This is a genomic window from Pseudosporangium ferrugineum, assembly GCF_003002065.1.
In the GTDB taxonomy this organism is placed as follows: domain Bacteria; phylum Actinomycetota; class Actinomycetes; order Mycobacteriales; family Micromonosporaceae; genus Actinoplanes; species Actinoplanes ferrugineus_A.
The window spans coordinates 681871-699380 of sequence record NZ_PVZG01000002.1 but is presented as its reverse complement, the minus strand read 5'-3'; the positions used below and the strand labels follow the sequence as shown (position 1 = coordinate 699380).

Genomic DNA, 17510 nt, shown 5'->3' with positions numbered 1-17510 from the left:
TCGGTCAACACCAGCGGTGCAGTCGGGCGCCCGGTTCGTGCCATCAACCCACCCTACACCGACTTAACAGGCGAATTTCCGGCGCAGCACACTAGCCAGGCTCCTATGAAGTCACAACGCCACGCCTGATGAGTGCACGAGCACCTCCCGACCAGGGCCGACAAATCCCGTAAAGGACCCGAAGTCAGTCAGGCGGAGGGTCAGACCCCGGCGGGAGGTGCTCACCAACATCATCTCTGTCAGGCGGCGGCGCCGACGCGGTCGCCGCGGTCGGCCGGGGCGGGGAGCCGGGGAGCGGCGTGCTTCGGGGTGCGGACCGGCCACGGGCGCAGGCGTGGCGGGCGGCGGGCCGCCAGGTCCTCGACCCAGCCCAGGGCGAAGACCGCGACCGCCAGCATCGACAGGGCGATGCAGGTGAAGCCGAGGTAGATCAGCGCGCCCTGCTTGACGTCCCAGAGGTTCAGCCGGTCGCCGACGATGATCGCCACGGTGATGATGACGTTGTGCCACAGGTAGATCGTCACCGCCCGGTTGTTGAGCGCGGCGACCAGCTTCTGCAGCAGCGGCATCCGGTTCAGCCAGGCCAGGCCCGGGTCGAGGCGCAGCAGGGCCAGCACGAAGCCCATCGAGTACAGGGCGTGCGCCAGCGGGAACGGCACCAGGTCGAGGCCGCCCGGACCGGGGTGCTCGACGACCCAGCCCAGGCCGAGCGCCGCGCAGCCCACGGCCACGCCGGCCACCACCACGGGGCGTATCCGCCGCAGGTCGCCGTCGCGGTGCGCGAAGCCGAGGAGCCAGCACGGGAGGAAGGTGAGCACGTACCCGGCGGTCTGCACGGCGTTGTTGCCGTCGGCGATCCGTACGCTGTGCAGCGCCGCCAGCACCACCAGCGGCAGCGCGATCGTGAGCAGCCGCTGCCGGCGGTAGAGCTTGAGCAGCACCGGCGACAGCAGGACCAGCCACAGGTACGTGGCCAGATACCAGAGCACACCCGCACCCTCCGCGCCGACGTCGCCGATGCCGTGGCTGGCCGGCGGGGTGGCCAGCGGCACCACCCAGAGCAGGAAGTCGGGCCAGGCCGGGCGGTGGCCCCAGCCCGCGATCAGCATCAGCGGCACGAGGACGGCGCCCATCACCCACAGGGCGGGCAGCAGGCGGCGTACCCGGCCGCGGATCACCTGGGCACCGGCGGAGCGGTCGAGCGACTTCGCCATCAGGGAGCCGGCGAGCGCGAACATGACACCCATCGAGGGGAACAGCAGCGCCAGCACCGCGTAGTGGAAGGCGTGGTACGCCACCACCCGCATGATCGCCAGCGCACGCAGAGTATCGAAGTAGCGATCCCGGGCGGGCGCCTTGACGCTCAACACGTCCACCACCAGCAACTCCCCGTATGTTCCGACTTTCTGGACATCACCGAGAGTAGCCGTTGCGGGTGGGAACGCGGTGAGCCGAACGGGCATATGTCGTGCTCTTTCCGGCCGTGGCCCCCGCGTCCTCAAGGTCTTTCGGCCCTGGTGTACCGGGGCACCCTGGCCGAGTCTGGGAGCAGGCCCACCGGCACGGGAAAGGGAACCTCGGCGGCGGGGCGACGCCTGACTGGTCATCATCCGTCGCGCACACCCACCCGCCGCGAATGCTCGTCAACGGGCACTGCCGGTGGGCCTCTCGACGTCCTCAGGCCGGCGGCGGCCCCACCGGGTGCACGCGCTCGTCCTCCCGCGCGAGCCGGGCCATCTCGGCGCGATACCACTCGCGACTGACCTCACCCGCGACAAGACGCTCCAGCAACACGGCCTCCGCCAGGCCGGCGGAAACGCCGGGCGAGGCGGAGAGGGCCGGCGAGGAAGGAACGCCCGCCGGGGAAGGCACGGCCGGCGGGGAAGGCACGGCCGGCGGGGAAGGGACGGCCGGCGGGGAAGGGACGGCCGGCGGGGAAGGGACGCCCGGCGAGCGGGCCGCGGCCGGCCGGGGAGGAAGCCCGAACAGCGGCCCGAGGCACGGGTCGGCCCCGGCGCACCGGTCCGGTTCCCGCCCGCCGAGGCCCCTCTCCCGCAGCGCCCGTTCCGCGTGGCGGGCCAGCATCAGCTCGATCTCCAGGAGCACGAGGTGCACGCCGACCAGGACCCAGGCGAGCACCACCAGCGTGGTCACGGCGGTGCCCGTCAGCCGACCAGGAAGACCGGGCAGCGGGCCTGCTGCACCAGCGCGCGGCTCACCGAGCCGAGCAGGGCACCGGCGAAGCTGCCGGGGCCGCGCCGGCCGACGACCACCGCCGAGGCGCTCGCCGACGCGCCGACCAGGGCCGCCACCGGGTCGCGGGCCACGTACTGCCGGTGGACCGTCACGCCGTGGGACTCCTCCGGCTCGTGGTCCGCCGTGACCCGGGCGACCGCGTGCAGGACGATCAGGTCGCTGCCCCGGACGCGGGCCTCGTCGACGGCGTACTCGAACACGGCCGGCGGGGTCTTGTCGTCGACGCCGACGACGATCGGCCGGGTGCCGAAGCCCGGTCCCGGGGGCCAGCCCGGCACGCGCACCACCATCACCGGGCCGGTGTGGTGGGCGGCCACCCGGTCCGCCACGCTGAGCCCGAACGCGGTGCCGGTCGCGTGGTGCCGGTGGCCGACCACGAGCAGGTTCGCGTTGTACGCGTCCGAGAGCAGCAGCGGGGCCGCCGCGCCGACCGCCACCCGGGTGCTGACGGCGACGCCCGGCGAGTACGCCCGCACCCGCTCGGCCATGTGCTCGAGCAGCCGGCGGCTCGCCTCGTCGGCGGCGGCGCCGATCTCGTACCCGTGCTGGACGTGCAGCAGCCGCAGGTCCCAGCCCCGCAGCTCGGCCTGCACCGCCGCGTGATCCACGGCGCTGTAGCTGGTGGGCGTCTCGTCGACCCCGGCCAGCACGACACCGGTGGTGGATCTGGTCCGCCCGTGCGGCACGGGCACCGGCTCGCGGTATCCCGTGGCACCGAGGTACCGCCCGATCGCCTCGCTGTAGCGGTTGCGGGTGGTTCTCCTGTCGTCGAGATGACTCATCACAGCCTCCCGGGTGTCCGTGCGCCTGTTCTGAGCACACTCCCCGCGGGCCGGCCGGGCCAGGGTCATTCGTCCCGCGGCGCCCGGCTGAGGGTCCCCGCCGGATCCGGCGGGACGGCGCCGAGCAGGGTCAGCCGGGCCCGCGCGCCGCGCAGGCGGTCGCCGAGCACGGCCGTGACCCGCCGCGTCAGGTCGGCGCCGCAGCCGCTGTCCTCGGCCATCAGGTTGCGCACGCCCCGGGCGTCGAACTCCACCGCCTGGCACCGGTCCGTGCACACCGCCCCGGTCGTCCACCGGTACGGCGCCCGCAGCCACGACAGGCCGAGCAGCCCGCCGCCGGCGACGCTGTCGATCACCACGTCGCCGCGGCCGGGCACGTGGAAGTCGAGGTCGACCTCGCCGGAGGTGACGAGCCAGAAGTTCGCGGCCACGGCGTCCTCGCGGAAGACGCGGTACCCGGCGGGCCACACGACGGGCCGGCCGTGCACCGCGACCTGCCGTAGCCGCGGCCCGGGCATGCCGGACAGGAACGGGTGCAGGACCAGGAGATCGAAGACGCTGAACGTCGTCACGCTCACCATCACACTGCCTGACGGCGTGGCGCACCCAGGGCCATTGGTCCCGTGGCGGACGGCCCGGTTCAGCGTCCGGACCGGCCGTCCGCGGTGACGCCGCCCGACGCGGCGGTGACGGCGGGCCAGCCGATCGGGACGAGCAGCACCGGGCAGGCCGCCTGGCGCATCAGCGTGGTGCCGAGCGAGCCGTAGATCAGCTCGACGAACCGGCCGCTGCGGCCCATCCCGGCGACCAGCAGCCGCCCGCGCCGGGAGGCCCGCTCCAGCGTGTAGCCGATGTCGAGGTCGTGCAGCAGCAGCCGCTCCACCTCCACGTCGGGGTAGCGCCAGGACCATCCGGCGAGCACCTCGGCGAGGTGCCGCTCGGCCTCGCGGCGGGCCTCGCCGTACCCGGTGCCGGTGGTGAGGGAGCCGGTGGGCGGGCGGGTGCCGGTCTGGTTCCAGACGTGGACCGCGACCAGCTTGCTGTCGGTCGAGGCGGCCTCCTCGAACGCCTCCCCCACGGTCGCCGTCACCGGCTCGCGCGCCGAGACCGCCAGCACCACCGGGCCGTGCTCCGGCACGGTGCCCCGGTTCACCAGCAGCGGGCTGCCGGCGTGGTGGGCCAGATACGCCGTCGTCGAACCCCAGCTCGCCCGCGCGGGCATCGCGTCGCGGTGCCCGACCACGACGAGCCGGGCCGACTCCGAGCGCGCCGTCAGGATCTGCGACACGCTGCCGGCGGCCAGCTCGGTGCTCACGGTCAGGTTCCCGGCGCGGTGCCGGGCCCGGCGGGCGGCCAGCTCGAGCAGGTGGCGCCCGTCGTCCTCGGTCGGAAGGGCATCGTGGGTACGGAAGCTCCCCGAGTACCGGCCCGGCCACACGTGCACGATCAGCAGCGGTGCCCGGTGGCGTACGGCCTGGTCCACCGCCAGATCGACGGTGCCCGGATGCGAACGCGACCCGTCTATACCGACCACGACCGGCAGATTCCGCTTCGACCACACGGCGCTGTCCATATCGGGACCGTAGGCGCCCGCGGGCGTGCCGTGGCACGGCCGGTGGACCGTTGCTGCCGGGCCGACCGGCCCTGCCGGCCCCCGCCGCGGGGTGCCGACACTGGCGCCATGGAGCCGAGCGGAACCGCCGCGCGGGTGGACGACGCGGGCCTGGCCTTCCTGGCCATGGACACCGGCGACGTCCCGGTACAGTTCGCCGTGATCCTCGTGCTGGACCGGGCGGTCGGGCTGCCGGCGGCCACCGGGTTGCTCGCCGCGCGCGTCGCGGCGGTGCCACGCCTGCGGCAGCGGATCGCCGATCCGGGTGTCTGGGCCACGGTGGACCCCTTCGACGTACGCGACCACGTGCGCGGCGTGCGATGCCCGCCGCCGGGCGACGGGCAGGCCCTGCTGGACGCCGCGACGGCGCTGCTGCTCGAGCCCCTGGACCGCGGCCGGCCACTGTGGCGGGCGGCGGTCGTCGACGGGCTGGCGACCGGCGCCACCGCCCTCGTCGTCGTGCTGCACCACGCGGTCGCGGACGGCCTGGGCGGGCTGACGATCCTGGCCGGTCTGACCGACGACGGGCCGGCGGAACGATCGCAGGCAGCGCCGGAGCCGCGGCGGCGGATGCGGCGGCTGGTGCGCGGCGTCCTCGCCGCCGGGGGCCTGACCCCGCACCGGGCGCCCGCCTGCTCGTTGCTGCGGCCCACCGGCCCGTACCGCCGTGCCGTGGCCGTGACCAGGAGCGCCGCGGCGCTGCACGAGTCGGCGCACCGGTGCGGTGCCACGGTGAACTCCGTGCTGCTGGTCGCCGTGGCCGCCGCGCTGCACCGCGTCCTGGCCGGCCGCGGGGAGGCCGTCCCCGCGATCCTGACGGCGATCCCGGTGGCGGGCGCGCGCACCGGCGCCGGGCCCTCGGGGGCGGACAGCCCGCTGCTGGTCGCCGTGCCCGTCGACGGTACGCCCGCCGGCCGCGCCCGCCGGGTGACCGCGACCGGTCACCGGCGCCGGTCCGGCGCGGACTCGCGGCCGGACCGGCGCCGGTGACCGTCCTCGGCCCGGTGTTCCGGCGGTTCGCCGCGCTCGGCGGGTACCGCTGGTACATGCGGCGGCAGCGGCGGGCGCACACCCTGGTCAGCTACGTCCGCGGGCCCGCCCGGCCGCTGCGGTTCGGCGGTGCGGCCGTACGGTCGATGATCCCGTTGGCGGTCGGCGGCGACTCCAACTTCACCGTGACCTTCCAGGCTCTGGCGTACGCGGGGAAGCTGACCTTGACCGCGATGGCCGACCCGGACGCGTTCCCGGAACTGCCGCTGCTGGCGGCGGAGCTCGCCGCCGAGCTGGACCGGTTCGCCGCCCCGCGGGACTGATGGCCCCTCCCCGCGGGACCGGTGGCCCGTGCGGCCGGCGCACCCCCGGCGCAACCTTGGAGGCGCAGCGGACAAAGGGACCCGCAGGAGGATCACGTGGACACTCTGCTCACCGGGGCCCGCGGCCTGACCGCCGCCGAGGCCGCCGCGCGCCTGGCCGCCGAGGGGCCGAACACGGTGGAGCCGCCCGCACCGCGCGGGTTGCTGCACCGGATCTGGCGGCAGCTCGCCGATCCGCTGGTGCTGCTGCTCATCGCCGCGGCGGTCGTGACGACGCTGCTCGACGATCTGCCCGACACGGCGGTCATCGCGCTCGTGGTCATCGTCAACACCGTCATCGGGGTGGCCCAGGAGATCCGGGCCGACCGGGCGATCGCCGCGCTCGACCAGCTCGCCGCCCCGGAGGCGCGGGTGGTCCGCGACGGCGCGGACCGCATCGTCCCGGCCGCGACGATCGTGCGCGACGACCTGGTCCGGCTGGAGGCCGGCGACATCGTCCCCGCCGACCTGCGGCTCACCGAGGCGCAGCGGGCCGCCTTCGACGAGTCCGCGCTGACCGGGGAGTCCGTGCCGGTGCACCGGACGCCCGGCGACGAGGCGAGCGCCGGCACGGTGCTGAACACCGGGCGCGCCGCCGGCGTCGTGGTGCGGACCGGGGCGGCGAGCTCGCTCGGTCGCATCGCGGCCCTCGTCGCGGGGACCCGGCCCGGTCCGACGCCGCTGCAGAAGCGGATCGCCGCGCTGGGGCGCGTGCTGGGGATCGCGGCCGTCGCCGTCTCGTCGATCGTCTTCGCCGCCGGGCTGCTCTCGGGGCAGCCGGTCGCCCGGATGGCGATCACCGCGGTCAGCCTGGTGGTGGCCGCGGTGCCCGAGTCGCTGCCCGCCGTGGTCACCCTCGCGCTGGCGCTCGGGGCGCGGCGGATGGCCCGCACCAGCGCGATCCCGCGCCGGTTGCACGCGGTGGAGACCCTCGGCTCGGTCACCGTCATCGCCAGCGACAAGACCGGGACGCTCACCGAGAACCGGATGAGCGTCCAGCGGGCGGTCACGGCGGGGCGGGAGCATTTCACGATCTCCGGGACCGGGTACGCCCCCAGCGGCGAGATCCGGCACGACGGCACCCCGGTCACCCCGCCCGAGGATCTCCGCCACCTGGCCCTCGCCGGCCTGCTGTGCAACGACGCCGAGCTGATCGCCCCCGGGCAACGGCAGCCGGAGTGGGGCGCCGCCGGTGACCCGATGGAGGCGGCGCTGGTCGCGTTCGCCGCCCGCTGCGGTCTCGACCCCGGGGCGGAACGGGCCGCCGCGTCCCGGATCGCCGAGCAACCGTTCGATCAGGACACCCGGCGGATGGTGACCGTGCACGAGCGGCCGGGCGGGGACTATCTGGTGGTGTGCAAGGGCGCCCCGGAGACGGTGCTCGATGCGCGGGCGCACGGCGAGCTGCTGGACGCCGCCGCGGAGCTCGCGGCGGACGGGCTGCGGGTGCTCGCCGTCGCCACCGCCACCGCCGGCACGCCGCCGGAGCTGGACGCCCTGCCGCCGCTCGAACTCGCCGGGCTGGTCGCCATCGGGGACCCGCTGCGCGCGTCGGCCCGGGACACCGCGGCGGCCTTCGAGGCTTCCGGCGTACGGCTGATCCTCATCACCGGGGACCACCCCGCGACCGCCGCCGCCATCGGCACCCAGCTGGGCCTGCCCGCGGAGCGGGTGGTCCGCGGCGACGCGGGACCGCTGACCGCCGACGACATCGCCGGGGCCCGGGTGTACGCCCGCACCCGCCCCGAGCAGAAGCTGGACATCATCGCCGGCCTCCAGGAGCGCGGCGAGGTCGTGGCGATGACCGGCGACGGCGTGAACGACGCCCCGGCGCTGCGGCGCGCGGACATCGGCGTGGCCATGGGCGGCGGCACGGAGGTCGCGCGGCAGGCCGCCGAGCTGGTGCTGGTGGACGACAACCTCGGCACGGTCTCCGCCGCGATCGGCGAGGGCCGCCGCATCTACGACAACATCCGCCGGTTCCTGCGGTACGCCCTCTCCGGCGGCATAGCCGAGCTGCTCGTGATGCTCGCCGGCCCGCTGCTCGGCATGCCGCTGGCCCTGCTGCCCGGTCAGCTGCTGTGGATCAACCTGCTGACCCACGGCGTGCCCGGGGTGGCGATGGGTGCCGAGCCGGCCGAGGCCGGGGTGCTGGGCCGCCGGCCGCGCTCGCCGCAGGAGTCGGTGCTCGGCGACGGGCTGCTGCGCAGCGTGCTGCTCGGCGGCCTGTGCGTGGCGAGCGTGGTGCTGGCGGCGGGCGTCGTCGCGGACCGGCTCGACCGGCCCTGGCAGTCGATCATGTTCACGGTGCTGGGCCTGGCGCAGCTCGGCGTCGCGCTGGCCGTCCGCGCGAAGCCGGACCCCGGCACGCCGCGCAACTGGGCGCTGCTGGCCGCGGTGGCGTTCTCCGGCATCCTCCAGGTCGCGGGCGTGCTCGTGGGCCCGCTGCGGACGCTGCTGGGCACCGAGACGCTGACCCTGGCCGAGCTGGTCGCCTGCGCCGCGGTCGCCACCGTGCCGGCGCTGCTGCTGCGGATCGTGCAGCGTCGATCGGCCCGCAGGGACGGGACCTTCCGCCCTGACCCGGGCCCGGCCGCCGGGACGACGATCGAAGCAGGACGAGGGGAGGAGTCATGACGACCAGGGCGATCATCGTGGCCACCGACGGGACGGCTCCGGCGAGGGCCGCGGTGCGGTGGGCGGCACGCGAGGCGGACCGGCGGGGGCTCGCGCTGCGGATCGTGTACGCGTACGACTGGGAGTGGCGCGAGGGCCGCTTCGACTACAGCAACCAGTACGTGGACGTGGCCCGCCAGCTCGCCGAGGCGGTCACCGTCTCGGGGCTCGACCAGGCCCGCGAGGTGGCGCCCGGGATCCGGATCGAGCGCGACACGCTGCTCGGGCATGCCGCGTCCCAGCTGCTCACCATCGCCGGCAACGCGGAGCTGATGGTGCTCGGCAACCGTGGCCGGGGTGGCTTCGCCAGCCTGCTGCTCGGCTCGGTGAGCCAGCGCGTCGCGACGCACGCGCCGTGTCCCGTGGTGGTCGTGCGGGGCCGCGAGGAGGTCACGGACGGGCCGGTCGCGGTCGGCGTCGACGACTCCCCCGCCGCCGAGCAGGTGCTGGCCACCGCGTTCGAGGTGGCCGCGACCCGGGGCGCCGCGCTGGCCGTGGTGCACTCGTACCTGCCGGCCGTGCCGCTGTGGCTGAGCAGCTCGGTGCCGGCGGTGGAGATCTCGACCCCCGAGGAGGACGCCGCCGAACGCGAACGGCTCGAGCAGATCGTGGCGCCCTGGCGCGCGAAGTTCCCGGACGTGCCGGTCGAGACGATCCTGACGCACGAGAGCGCGGCGGGCGTGCTCGTGGGCGTGTCGCACGGCGCCCAGCTCGTGGTCGTCGGCACGCACGACCACGGCGCCGTCGCCGGCACGTTCCTCGGCTCCACCGTCATGCAGCTGCTGCACCACGCCAACTGCCCGGTCTTCATCGCCAGGCCCGTGGAGCGGCGGGCGACATGACCGCCGGGGCCGCGAGCGCCGGCCGCGCCGACGCGCTCACCTCGGACGGCCGGATCGTCACGATCCGGCCCGTCCACGGCGGCGACCGGCGCGCGCTCGCCGCCCTCTTCGGCGCCGCGTCCGAGGAGAGCCTGCGGCTGCGCTTCTTCGCGGCACCCAGCAGCGCGGCGATCTCGGCCGAGATCGACCGGCTGTGCCGGCACCGCGACGACCGGCACCTGGTGGTGGCCGCGGCCGAGGCCGGGCACATCGTCGGCGTCGCGTCCGCCGAACGCACCGACGACACCGCGCGCCGGGCAGAGTTCGCGGTCTTCGTCGCCGAGCCGGCCCGGGGCCGCGGCATCGGCACCCTGCTGCTCGAGCACCTCGCCGTGCGCGCCCGCGCGCTCGGCATCACCGAACTGGTCGGCGAGGTGCTGCCGGTGAACACCGGCATGCTGCGGGTGGCCCACGACCTGAGCGCGCGGGTCTGGTCCCGGTTCGGCGACGGCGTCGTGGACGTCGGCCTCGCCACCGGCGACGACGAGTCCGCGGTGGCGGCGATCGACGCGCGCGACCGGTGCGCCGAACGCGCCTCCCTGGCCGCCCTGCTCACCCCCGCCTCGGTCGCCGTGGCGGGCGCCGGGCACCACCGCGGCAGCGTCGGCCACGAGACCCTGCGCGCGCTGCGCGAATACGGCTTCACCGGCCGGCTGTACGCGGTGAACCGCCACGCCACGCCCATCGACGGCATCCCGGTCGCCCGCAGCCTGCGCGACCTGCCGGCGCCGGTGGACCTGGTGGTGATCGCCGTGCCCGCCGAGGAGGTCGCCGGGGTGCTGAGGGACGCCGCAGCCGCCGGGGCCCGCGCGGCGGTGGTGCTCAGCTCCGGCTTCGGCGAGGCCGGGCCCGAGGGCGAGCGGCGGCAACGGGAACTGCTGGGCATCGCCCGCGCCCACGGCATCCGCCTGGTCGGCCCGAACTGCCTCGGCGTGCTCAACACCGACCCGCGGGTACGCCTCAACGCCGCCTTCGCCCCCGCTCCCCCGCCCTCCGGCGGCCTCGCCATCGCCTCGCAGTCCGGCGCGGTCGGCATCGCGCTGCTGGACAACGCGCTGCGTACCGGATGCGGGGTGTCCACGTTCGTGTCCCTGGGCAACAAGGCCGACGTCAGCGGCAACGACCTGATCGCGTACTGGTACGACGATCCGGCCACCCGGGCCGTCGCGCTGTACCTGGAGTCCTTCGGCAATCCGCGCAAGTTCGCGCGTACCGTCCGGGCGCTGGCCCGCCGCAAGCCGGTGCTGGCCATCAAGAGCGTCCGGTCCCGCGCCGGTCAGCGCGCCGGCGCCTCGCACACCGCCGCCGCGGCGGCCCCGGCGGCCACCGTGGACGCCCTGTTCGCGCAGGCGGGCGTGGTGCGTACCGATGATCTCGGCGAGCTGCTCGACGCGGCGCGGATGCTCACCGGCCAGCCGCTGCCCGGCGGGGACCGGCTCGCGATCGTCGGCAACGCCGGCGGGCTCAACGTGCTCGCCGCCGACGCCGCGGAGGCGCGGGGCCTGCGGGTCCCGGCCCTGTCGCCGGCCGTCCGCGGCACACTGGCCGGCTGCGCGAGCAGCGACAATCCGGTCGATCTCGGGGCGTCCGCGACGCCGGCGGCCTTCGCGGAGGCCGCGGAGTCGGTGGCCCGCAGCGGCGAGGCGGACGCGCTGCTGCTGGTGATCGTGGCGACCCGGGCGAACGCGCCGGCGGCCATCCTGTCCGCGCTCGGCCCCGTCGTCGACGGCTGCCCGGACCTGCCGGTCGCCGCCGTCCTGGTGGGCCGCGGCGACGAGGCACCGGTCCTGGGTACGCGCGGAGCCCCCGTCTTCGCCCTCCCGGAACGCGCGGTGGCGGCCCTGGCCCACGCGAGCACCTACGCCGCGTGGCGCCGGCAACCCCTCGGCAGCCGCCCCGACCTCGGCATCGTCGACGTGGAGCGGGCCCGCGAGCTGATCGCCGGGGCGCTCGCCGACGGCGGCGGGTGGCTGCCCTATCCGCGCGTCGCCGGCCTGCTGCACTGCTACGGCATCGAGATCCTGCCCGCCGAACGGGTCCGGACCGGCGTGGCGGCGGTGGCCGCGGCCGAGCGTCTCGGCTACCCGGTGGTGCTCAAGTCCGCCGATCCCGCGCTGGTCCACAAGAGCGACACCGGCGCCGTACGCCTCGGGCTGACCGGGGCGGCGGCGGTCCGCGACGCCTTCGACGCGGTGGTGGCCGCGGGCGCTCCCGGCGCCGGCGCCCTCGTGCAGCGGCAGGTGAGCGCCCCGGTGGAGCTGGTGGCCGGCATCGCGCACGACCCGTCGTTCGGCTCGGTGCTGCTGCTCGGGCTCGGCGGGGTACGCACGGACCTGCTCGGCGACCGCTCGCTGCGGCTGGTGCCGCTGACCGACCTCGACGCCCGGCGCATGTGGCAGGACCTGCGCAGCGCGCCGCTGCTCACCGGATACCGCGGCGGGCCGGCGGCCGACACCGCCGCCCTGGAGGACCTGCTGCTGCGGCTCGGCCGGCTCGCCGAGAACCACCCGGAGGTCGCCGAACTCGACCTGAACCCGGTCCTCGCCGGCCCGGACGGGGTCGTGGCGGTCGACGCCAAGCTGCGCCTCGTACCCGCGGGCGCCGAGCCGGACCCCGCCCTGCGCCGGCTGCGCGCGGCCGGCCGCCCGTGACCCCCTCCCGGCCGAAAGGAAGGACCATGAACACCCGGAAGATCATCGTCGGTTACGACCGGTCGGCGCAGTCACGCGCCGCCGCGGCCTGGGCCCTGGACGAGGCGGCCCGCACGGGCGCGCCCGTCGAGTTCTTCTACGCCTACGAATGGCCGGCCTGGGCACCGGCCGCCTCCACCGTCCCGGTGCCCGCCGTGTGGCCGGACGGGGAGACCGACCGCGCGATCAGGAGCGGCCTGCACGAGGCGGTCGCGGCGGCCCGCCGGAGCCACCCGGGCGTCCGCACCGACGTCTCCATCGTCCACGCGAGCGCCGCGCTGACCCTGATCGACCGCTCCGCCGGGGCGAGCCTGATCGTCGTCGGCAGCCACGGCCACAGCGCCGTCACCGGCCTGCTCGGCTCGGTCAGCGTCGCGGTGAGCGCCCGCGCCCGCTGCCCGGTCGTCGTGGTCCGCGGCGACCCCCTGCCCGGCCGCGACGTCGTGGCCGGCGTCGACGACTCGCCCGCCGCCCACCTCGTGCTGGGGTTCGCCTTCGAGGAAGCGGCGGCCCGCCACGCGGCGCTGCGGATCATCCGGGCGCGGGCCCCGCACCCGGGACCGCCGGCCGGCGACGAACGCGGCGCGCTCGACGAACTGGCCGCGCCCTGGCACGCCAAGTTCCCCCGGGTGGACCTGCACCTCGAACTCCCGGCGGAACACCCGGCCGCCGCCCTCACGACGGCGGCGTCGACGGCCGGCCTGCTCGTGGTCGGCAGCCGCGGCCGGGGCGCGCTCCGCGGCATGCTGCTGGGCTCGGTGAGCCAGCACCTGCTCCACCACGCGCCGTGCACCGTGGCGGTCGTCCACGACCGCACGGCACCGGAACCGGTCATCGACTGACCGGCCCCGGTGCCGCCGTCAGGCCTCGTGCACCCGGACGAGGGCCACCCCCGGCACCGTACGGGCCAGCACCTGCACCACGGCCCGCTCGGTGTCGGAGGTGAACGTGCCCGTCACCGTGGCGACGCCGCCCTCCACCACCGCGGTCCAGCGCCGGTCGCCGTCGGCGTACTCGTCGAGGCGGTGCTGGACCTCCCGGACCAGGACGTCGTCGCTGCGGACCATCGCGCGCAGGATGTCGCGACGGCTGATGATGCCGATCACGTCGCGGTCGTCGACGACCGGGAGGCTGCGGACGTCGTTCTGCAGCATCGTGTCGGCGACCTCGGCCACGTCGGCGTCCGGGGTGGTGGTGAGCGGGAACGGCGCCATGACCTCGGCGACGAGGCCGGGGCGGCGGGCCGGGTCGGTGTCCGGGTGGCGCCGCATGTGCGCCGTCGGGTCGGACGGGACCCGGTGCCACAGCAGGTCGCTCTCGCTGACCATGCCGACGAGCAGGCCCGCCGCGTCGACCACCGGCAGGGCCGTGACCGCCTTCGCGGTCATCAGCTCCGCGGCGCTCTCCACCGAGGCGTCCTGCCGGACGACGTGGACCGGGCTGGTCATGATGTCCTTGGCGTGCATGACGTCACCTCCCGGCGGCCATCTGCTTGGTCAGGTCGACGAGGCGGTTGGTGTAGCCCCACTCGTTGTCGTACCAGCCGAAGACCTTCGCGAGCCGGCCGGCCGCCTGGGTCAGCTTCGCGTCGAAGACGCACGAGGCCGGGTCGCCGACGACGTCGGTGGAGACGATCGGCGCCTCCGTGTACCGGATGATCCCGTGCATCGGGCCCCCGGCGCCGGCCGCCCCGGCGACCGCGGCGTTGATCTGCTCGGCGCTGACCTCCGTGGCGAACTGCAGCGTGAGGTCGCTGACGGAGCCGTCCACCACCGGGACGCGCAGGGCCACGCCGTCGAGCCGGCCGGCCAGCTCCGGCAGGACCAGGCCGACCGCGCGGGCGGCGCCCGTGCTGGTCGGGATGATGTTGACCCCGGCGGCCCGGGCCCGGCGCGGATCCTTGTGCGGGGCGTCCAGGACGTTCTGGTCGTTCGTGTACGCGTGCACCGTCGTCAGATACCCGTGCTCGATGCCGAACGCGTCGTGCAGCACCTTCACCAGCGGCGCCACGCAGTTCGTGGTGCACGACGCGGCGGAGACGACCGTGTGCAGGGCCGGGTCGTACGTCTGCGCGTTGACGCCCGGGACCAGGGTCGCGTCCACGCCCTTGCCCGGGGCGGAGATCAGCACCCGGCCGGCGCCCGCCTTGAGGTGCAGCGCCGCCGCCTCACGCGTACGCAGCCTGCCGGTGGACTCGATGACCAGGTCGACACCGAGCTCGCCCCAGGGCAGGGCGTCGGGGGACCGCTCGGAGAACACCGGGATCCGGTGCCAGCCGACGGTGAGCGCGTCGTCGTCGAAGCTCACCTGCGCGTCGAGCCGGCCGAACGTCGAGTCGTACTCGAGCAGGTGCGCGAGCATCGCGGAGTCGTACAGGTCGTTGATCGCGACCACCTGAAGGCCCGTGTTGGCCAGTTCCTTGTCCGCCAGGGCACGCAGATAGTTGCGGCCGATCCGGCCGAAGCCGTTGATCGCGATGCGGTAGGTCATGGTACGCCTCCAGCGTTGTCGTTACCCCCACCCTGTCCCTCCCCGGGCGGCCGGCAGCAGGGCCGAACGTCCCGGCGCCCGGGGCGCAGCGGCCCGGGAGGGTGGCCCCGGCCGCCGGTGGGCCCGCCCGGGGGGCCCTGCTGCCCTGTCCGGTGCCCGTACGGCGGAGCACGCTCGGGAGTGGACAGGAGAAGAGGTGCACCATGACCCCGGTGATCGCGGCCTCCGGGCTGCGGAAGTCCTTCGGCGCCACCCGGGCCCTGGACGGGTTCGACCTGACGGTCCGCGCCGGGGAGATCCACGGCTTCCTGGGACCGAACGGGGCGGGCAAGACCACCACCATCCGGATCCTGCTCGGCCTGCTGCGCCGCGACGGCGGGGAGGCCGAGGTGCTCGGCGGCGACCCGTGGCACGACGCCGTACGCCTGCACCGGCGCCTGGCGTACGTCCCCGGCGAGGTCAACCTGTGGCCCAACCTGACCGGCGGCGAGGTGATCGACCTGCTCGGCACGCTGCGCGGCGGGCTCGACAACAAGCGCCGCGCCGACCTGCTGGACCGCTTCGACCTCGACCCCGCCAAGCGGTGCCGCGCCTACTCGAAGGGCAACCGGCAGAAGATCGCCCTCGTCGCGGCCTTCTCCTGCGACGTGGAGCTGTACCTGCTCGACGAGCCGACGTCCGGGCTGGATCCGCTGATGGAGCGGGTGTTCCAGGACGTGGTGCGGGAGGTGCGCGCCGCCGGCCGTACCGTGCTGCTGTCGAGCCACATCCTGTCCGAGGTGGAGGCCCTGTGCGACCGGGTCACGATCGTGCGGGCCGGGCGGGCCGGGCGGGCCGCCGAGTCGGGCACCTTCGCCGAGCTGCGGCACCTGACCCGCACCAGCATGGTCGTCGACACCGTACGGCCGGCCGGCGGGCTCGCCGCGCTCGCGGGCGTGCACGATCTCCACGCCGAGGGCCGGCGTACGTACTTCACCGTGGACGACGGCGCGGTCACCGGCGTCCTGGCCGAGCTGACCGGGCTGGGCGTACGCAGCATCGTCAGCACCCCGCCCACGCTCGAGGAACTGTTCCGGCGGCACTACGCGGGGAGCGCCGCGCCGCAACCGGCGGGCATGCGATGAACGCCCTGGCCGGCCTGCCCGCGCTGACCCGGCTGGCGCTGCGCCGGGACCGGTTCACCCTGCCCGCGTGGCTGCTGGGCCTGAGCGCGTTCACCGCCGCCACCACCGCGATGTGGGCCGCGGACCTGACCGATCCCGCCGACCTCGCCCGGGAGAGCCGGCTCGCCGCCACGAGCCCCGGGATACGCCTGCTCGGCCTGGCCTCCGGCGGCTCGGCGGGCGCGTACGCGATGGTCCGGAACTTCGTGCTCCTCGCCGTTCTCGCGGCGCTGATGAGCGTCTTCGCGGTCGTGCGCCACACCCGCCAGGGCGAGGAGACCGGGCGCGCCGAGCTCGTGGGCGCCGCCGCCGTGGGCCGGCACGCGCCGCTCACCGCCGCGCTGATCGTGGCCGTCGCGGCGGACGCGGCCCTGGCCGTGCTGCTCGGCCTCGCGCTCGCCGCCGCCGGGATGCCCGCCGCCGGCTCGTTCACCGCCGGTGCCGCCGTGGGGGCTGTCGGTCTGGTGTTCGCCGGCGTCGCCGCGGTCACCACCCAGCTGTCCGCGACCACCCGCGGCGCGAGCGGTCAGGCCGCCGCCGTGCTGGGAGCCGCGTTCCTGGCCGCCGGCGTCGGCAACATGGCCGGCGATCCGGACGCCACCGGGCTGCGGGTCCGCAGCGCCTGGCCGGCGTGGCTCTCCCCGATCGGCTGGGGCCAGCAGGCGCGGGCGTTCGACGGGAACCACTGGTGGCCGCTGGGCCTGGCAGCCGGCTGCTTCCTGGCCGCCACGGCGATCGCGGTGCGGCTCACCGCCCGCCGGGACTTCGGCCGCGGCCTGCTGCCGGAGCGCACCGGTCACCGCCGGGCCGGCCGTCTGCTCCGCGGCCCGATCGGGCTGGCCGCGCGGCTGCAACGCGGCGCCCTGCTCGGCTGGGCCACCGGCATGCTCGGCTTCGGCCTGATCATGGGCGGCCTCGCCGGGCAGGTGGCGGACGCCACGGGTTCGGCGCGCGAGTGGTACACCCGGACGGGCGGCAGCGACGTGATCGTCGACGCGTACCGGACCTCCATCCTGCAGATGGCCGGCCTGGCCGCCGCGATCTACGTCGTCCAGGTCCTGCTGCGCCTGCGGACCGAGGAGGCGGACGGCCCGCTCGAGCCGGTGCTGGCCGCCGCGGTGGGCCGGGTCCGCTGGGCCCTGGGCCATGCCGTGACGGCCCTGGCCGGTGCGACCGCGCTGCTGCTGCTCTTCGCCCTCGGCGCGGCGGCGACGGCCGGTGCCGTCCTCGGCGACCCGGTCGGCGAGGTACGCACCCTGGTGCCGGCCGCCCTCGTCCAGCTTCCGGCGGTCCTGGTGGTCGGCGCGGCCGTGATCGGCGCGGTGGCGCTGCTCCCCCGGCTCGCCGGCGGGGTGGCGTGGGCCGCCCTGATCGCGGCCGTCCTCACCGGACCGATCTTCGGCACCACGCTCGGGCTGCCCGGCTGGGTGCGGGACCTGTCGCCGTTCACCCACGTGCCGAAGGCGCCGGCGGTCGCGGTCGGCGCCACCCCGCTGATCGCCCTGGGCGCGGTGCTCGCCGTGCTGCTGCTGGCCGGCCTGATCCGGCTGCGCCGTCGGGACCTGTCGCTGCCGGCGTGAACGGCCGTTCGGCCCTGTCGCCACCGCC

15 protein-coding genes are annotated in these 17510 nt (G+C 75.8%); 8 read left to right on the top strand and 7 right to left on the bottom strand.

What is annotated here, in order from left to right; all coding sequences use genetic code 11:
• Positions 1-239: 239 nt before the first annotated feature.
• The 5 genes from CLV70_RS07320 to CLV70_RS39000 all read right to left on the bottom strand — a co-directional run bounded on the left by CLV70_RS07320 (position 240) and on the right by CLV70_RS39000 (position 4611).
• Entirely contained in the window at positions 240-1379 is a 1140-nt protein-coding gene (locus tag CLV70_RS07320; RefSeq protein ID WP_158277726.1) for an acyltransferase family protein, read from the bottom strand.
• Between the two features lie 298 nt (positions 1380-1677).
• Positions 1678-2154: a hypothetical protein gene (locus CLV70_RS07315; protein ID WP_106125569.1), complete on the bottom strand. Its 477-nt coding sequence runs from the start codon at positions 2152-2154 to the stop codon at positions 1678-1680.
• 11 nt (positions 2155-2165) lie between these two features.
• The gene (locus CLV70_RS07310) at positions 2166-3038 is read right to left on the bottom strand and encodes a universal stress protein (RefSeq protein WP_158277725.1); all 873 of its coding nucleotides are present in this window, start codon (positions 3036-3038) and stop codon (positions 2166-2168) included.
• Positions 3039-3103: 65 nt separating this feature from the next.
• Positions 3104-3610: a cyclic nucleotide-binding domain-containing protein gene (locus CLV70_RS07305; RefSeq protein ID WP_245908078.1), complete on the bottom strand. Its 507-nt coding sequence runs from the start codon at positions 3608-3610 to the stop codon at positions 3104-3106.
• A 68-nt stretch (positions 3611-3678) separates the two neighbouring features.
• Positions 3679-4611: a universal stress protein gene (locus tag CLV70_RS39000; protein ID WP_146163989.1), complete on the bottom strand. Its 933-nt coding sequence runs from the start codon at positions 4609-4611 to the stop codon at positions 3679-3681.
• A gap of 108 nt (positions 4612-4719) precedes the next feature.
• Between CLV70_RS39000 and CLV70_RS38995 the strand changes: the two genes are divergently transcribed.
• The 6 genes from CLV70_RS38995 to CLV70_RS07275 all read left to right on the top strand — a co-directional run bounded on the left by CLV70_RS38995 (position 4720) and on the right by CLV70_RS07275 (position 13091).
• Positions 4720-5640 carry a wax ester/triacylglycerol synthase domain-containing protein gene (locus tag CLV70_RS38995; protein WP_158277724.1) on the top strand — a complete coding sequence of 307 codons (921 nt, stop codon included), beginning with the start codon at positions 4720-4722 and terminating at the stop codon, positions 5638-5640.
• The gene (locus tag CLV70_RS07295) at positions 5637-5963 is read left to right on the top strand and encodes a WS/DGAT domain-containing protein (RefSeq protein WP_106125565.1); all 327 of its coding nucleotides are present in this window, start codon (positions 5637-5639) and stop codon (positions 5961-5963) included. Before CLV70_RS38995 ends, CLV70_RS07295 begins: the two co-directional genes overlap by 4 nt.
• 96 nt (positions 5964-6059) lie before the next feature.
• Positions 6060-8639: a cation-translocating P-type ATPase gene (locus CLV70_RS07290; RefSeq protein ID WP_106125564.1), complete on the top strand. Its 2580-nt coding sequence runs from the start codon at positions 6060-6062 to the stop codon at positions 8637-8639.
• Positions 8636-9520 (top strand): universal stress protein, encoded by an 885-nt coding sequence (locus CLV70_RS07285; protein WP_106125563.1) that lies wholly within the window; start codon positions 8636-8638, stop codon positions 9518-9520. Before CLV70_RS07290 ends, CLV70_RS07285 begins: the two co-directional genes overlap by 4 nt.
• On the top strand, positions 9517-12210 hold the full coding sequence (locus CLV70_RS07280; RefSeq protein WP_106125562.1) for a bifunctional acetate--CoA ligase family protein/GNAT family N-acetyltransferase: 2694 nt from the start codon (positions 9517-9519) through the stop codon (positions 12208-12210). Before CLV70_RS07285 ends, CLV70_RS07280 begins: the two co-directional genes overlap by 4 nt.
• Positions 12211-12236: 26 nt before the next feature.
• Positions 12237-13091 (top strand): universal stress protein, encoded by an 855-nt coding sequence (locus tag CLV70_RS07275; RefSeq protein WP_106125561.1) that lies wholly within the window; start codon positions 12237-12239, stop codon positions 13089-13091.
• 18 nt (positions 13092-13109) lie between these two features.
• On the opposite strand, the gene CLV70_RS07270 is transcribed toward CLV70_RS07275, so the two are convergent.
• Together CLV70_RS07270 and gap are read right to left on the bottom strand one after the other, a co-directional pair.
• Entirely contained in the window at positions 13110-13715 is a 606-nt protein-coding gene (locus tag CLV70_RS07270) for a CBS domain-containing protein (protein WP_106125560.1), read from the bottom strand.
• Positions 13716-13719: 4 nt separating this feature from the next.
• A complete protein-coding gene (gene gap, locus CLV70_RS07265; protein ID WP_106125559.1) occupies positions 13720-14739 on the bottom strand; it encodes a type I glyceraldehyde-3-phosphate dehydrogenase in 1020 nt (339 codons plus the stop codon).
• 203 nt (positions 14740-14942) lie between these two features.
• Between gap and CLV70_RS07260 the strand changes: the two genes are divergently transcribed.
• Together CLV70_RS07260 and CLV70_RS07255 are read left to right on the top strand one after the other, a co-directional pair.
• Positions 14943-15863, top strand: coding sequence for an ABC transporter ATP-binding protein (locus CLV70_RS07260; RefSeq protein ID WP_106125558.1), 921 nt, complete (start codon positions 14943-14945; stop codon positions 15861-15863).
• Positions 15860-17482 carry an ABC transporter permease gene (locus CLV70_RS07255; RefSeq protein ID WP_106125557.1) on the top strand — a complete coding sequence of 541 codons (1623 nt, stop codon included), beginning with the start codon at positions 15860-15862 and terminating at the stop codon, positions 17480-17482. The genes CLV70_RS07260 and CLV70_RS07255 overlap by 4 nt, the downstream gene beginning before the upstream one ends.
• The last annotated feature ends 28 nt before the right edge of the window (positions 17483-17510 follow it).